The 3,427-nt window shown below is 51.8% G+C and carries 1 tRNA gene and 1 rRNA gene; both read right to left on the reverse strand.

Annotated features, from left to right (window positions below):
* Positions 1-118 precede the first annotated feature (118 nt).
* A 23S ribosomal RNA gene (locus ACIF6F_RS37915) occupies positions 119-3,026 on the reverse strand.
* A 234-nt stretch (positions 3,027-3,260) separates the two neighbouring features.
* A tRNA-Glu gene (locus ACIF6F_RS37920) sits at positions 3,261-3,336 on the reverse strand.
* Positions 3,337-3,427: the final 91 nt, after the last annotated feature.

A 3,427-nucleotide genomic window follows, 5' to 3' on the forward strand; every position in this document is an offset into this window, starting at 1 on the left:
CCGCGCTATTGCCGCCAGGCAAATTCTGTTTCATTCCAACCGCGCCACTCTCGTGTCGCCATCAGAACCAATCTCGGAACTTCGCTGAAAATCTCTCTAAAAACACCTTCGGTGTTGTAAGGTTAAGCCTCACGGATCATTAGTACTGGTTAGCTCAATGCATCGCTGCACTTACACACCCAGCCTATCAACGTCTTAGTCTTAAACGTTCCTTCAGGGGCCTTAAAGGCCCAGGGAAGACTCATCTTGAGGCAAGTTTCGCGCTTAGATGCTTTCAGCGCTTATCTTTTCCGCACTTAGCTACCGGGCAATGCCATTGGCATGACAACCCGAACACCAGTGGTGCGTTCACTCCGGTCCTCTCGTACTAGGAGCAACCCCTCTCAATCTTCCAACGCCCACGGCAGATAGGGACCGAACTGTCTCACGACGTTCTAAACCCAGCTCGCGTACCACTTTAAATGGCGAACAGCCATACCCTTGGGACCTACTTCAGCCCCAGGATGTGATGAGCCGACATCGAGGTGCCAAACACCGCCGTCGATATGAACTCTTGGGCGGTATCAGCCTGTTATCCCCGGAGTACCTTTTATCCGTTGAGCGATGGCCCTTCCATTCAGAACCACCGGATCACTAAGACCTACTTTCGTACCTGCTCGAGCCGTCACTCTCGCAGTCAAGCTAGCTTATGCCTTTGCACTAACCTCACGATGTCCGACCGTGATTAGCTAACCTTCGTGCTCCTCCGTTACTCTTTGGGAGGAGACCGCCCCAGTCAAACTACCCACCAGACACTGTCCTCACCCCGGATCACGGGGCCGAGTTAGAACATCAAACATTAAAGGGTGGTATTTCAAGGATGGCTCCACGCAGACTGGCGTCCACGCTTCAAAGCCTCCCACCTATCCTACACATCAAGGCTCAATGTTCAGTGTCAAGCTATAGTAAAGGTTCACGGGGTCTTTCCGTCTTGCCGCGGGTACACTGCATCTTCACAGCGAGTTCAATTTCACTGAGTCTCGGGTGGAGACAGCCTGGCCATCATTACGCCATTCGTGCAGGTCGGAACTTACCCGACAAGGAATTTCGCTACCTTAGGACCGTTATAGTTACGGCCGCCGTTTACTGGGGCTTCGATCAAGAGCTTCGCCTTGCGGCTGACCCCATCAATTAACCTTCCAGCACCGGGCAGGCGTCACACCGTATACGTCCACTTTCGTGTTTGCACAGTGCTGTGTTTTTATTAAACAGTTGCAGCCAGCTGGTATCTTCGACTGGCTTCAGCTCCATCCGCAAGGGACTTCACCTACATGCCAGCGTGCCTTCTCCCGAAGTTACGGCACCATTTTGCCTAGTTCCTTCACCCGAGTTCTCTCAAGCGCCTTGGTATTCTCTACCTGACCACCTGTGTCGGTTTGGGGTACGATTTAATGTTACCTAGAGCTTAGAGGCTTTTCCTGGAAGCAGGGCATCAACTACTTCTGCACCGTAGTGCATCGTCATCACGCCTCAGGGTTGGTATGTAACCGGATTTACCAGGTCACACCCCCTACACGCTTAAACCGGGACAACCGTCGCCCGGCTAGCCTAGCCTTCTCCGTCCCCCCTTCGCAGTAACACCAAGTACAGGAATATTAACCTGTTTCCCATCGACTACGCTTTTCAGCCTCGCCTTAGGGGTCGACTCACCCTGCCCCGATTAACGTTGGACAGGAACCCTTGGTCTTCCGGCGAGCGGGCTTTTCACCCGCTTTATCGTTACTTATGTCAGCATTCGCACTTCTGATACCTCCAGCAACCCTCACAGGCCACCTTCAACGGCTTACAGAACGCTCCCCTACCCAACAACGCCTAAGCGTCGCTGCCGCAGCTTCGGTGCATGGTTTAGCCCCGTTACATCTTCCGCGCAGGCCGACTCGACCAGTGAGCTATTACGCTTTCTTTAAATGATGGCTGCTTCTAAGCCAACATCCTGGCTGTCTATGCCTTCCCACATCGTTTCCCACTTAACCATGACTTTGGGACCTTAGCTGGCGGTCTGGGTTGTTTCCCTCTTCACGACGGACGTTAGCACCCGCCGTGTGTCTCCCGTGATAACATTCTTCGGTATTCGGAGTTTGCATCGGTTTGGTAAGCCGGGATGGCCCCCTAGCCGAAACAGTGCTCTACCCCCGAAGATGAGTTCACGAGGCGCTACCTAAATAGCTTTCGGGGAGAACCAGCTATCTCCCGGTTTGATTGGCCTTTCACCCCCAGCCACAAGTCATCCGCTAATTTTTCAACATTAGTCGGTTCGGTCCTCCAGTTAGTGTTACCCAACCTTCAACCTGCCCATGGCTAGATCACCGGGTTTCGGGTCTATACCTTGCAACTATTCGCCCAGTTAAGACTCGGTTTCCCTACGGCTCCCCTATACGGTTAACCTTGCTACAAAATATAAGTCGCTGACCCATTATACAAAAGGTACGCAGTCACACCACGAAGGTGCTCCCACTGCTTGTACGTACACGGTTTCAGGTTCTATTTCACTCCCCTCGCCGGGGTTCTTTTCGCCTTTCCCTCACGGTACTGGTTCACTATCGGTCAGTCAGGAGTATTTAGCCTTGGAGGATGGTCCCCCCATATTCAGACAGGATGTCACGTGTCCCGCCCTACTCATCGAACTCACGACCTGTGCATTTTAGTGTACGGGGCTATCACCCTTTGCTGCGCGACTTTCCAGACGCTTCCACTAACACACAAGCCGATTCAGGTTCTGGGCTCCTCCCCGTTCGCTCGCCGCTACTGGGGGAATCTCGGTTGATTTCTTTTCCTCGGGGTACTTAGATGTTTCAGTTCCCCCGGTTCGCCTCATGCCACTATGTATTCATGACATGATAGTGTGTCGAAACACACTGGGTTTCCCCATTCGGGTATCGCCGGTTGTAACGGTTCATATCACCTTACCGACGCTTTTCGCAGATTAGCACGCCCTTCATCGCCTCTGACTGCCTAGGCATCCACCGTGTACGCTTAGTCACTTAACCTCACAACCCGAAGATGTTTCCATCGTTCGCGCTGCAAACATTTGAGAGACTCTATGACAGGTTACTCTTTATCCCAATACGTCTACGGAGGGATAAATTTCAGCCGTCATGTTTCAATTTTCAGCTTGTTCCAGATTGTTAAAGAGCAATATCTTAAACATGACTCGCAAGTCATCTTTAAGATTTTTTCGGTTATCGCTAACCGGTGATAATGTCTTTCACTCATTATCGGAATGGCGTCCCCAAGGGGATTCGAACCCCTGTTACAGCCGTGAAAGGGCAGTGTCCTAGGCCTCTAGACGATGGGGACACGAAAATCCGATTAAACTGAATAACTTAATCGGTTCGTATCAGCATGAATGACTCATGGCATCAACAGGTAGCGCTTTGCTCGTTACTTT

Source organism: Streptomyces sp. NPDC086023, from assembly GCF_044540325.1.
Taxonomy (GTDB): Bacteria; Actinomycetota; Actinomycetes; order Streptomycetales; family Streptomycetaceae; genus Streptomyces.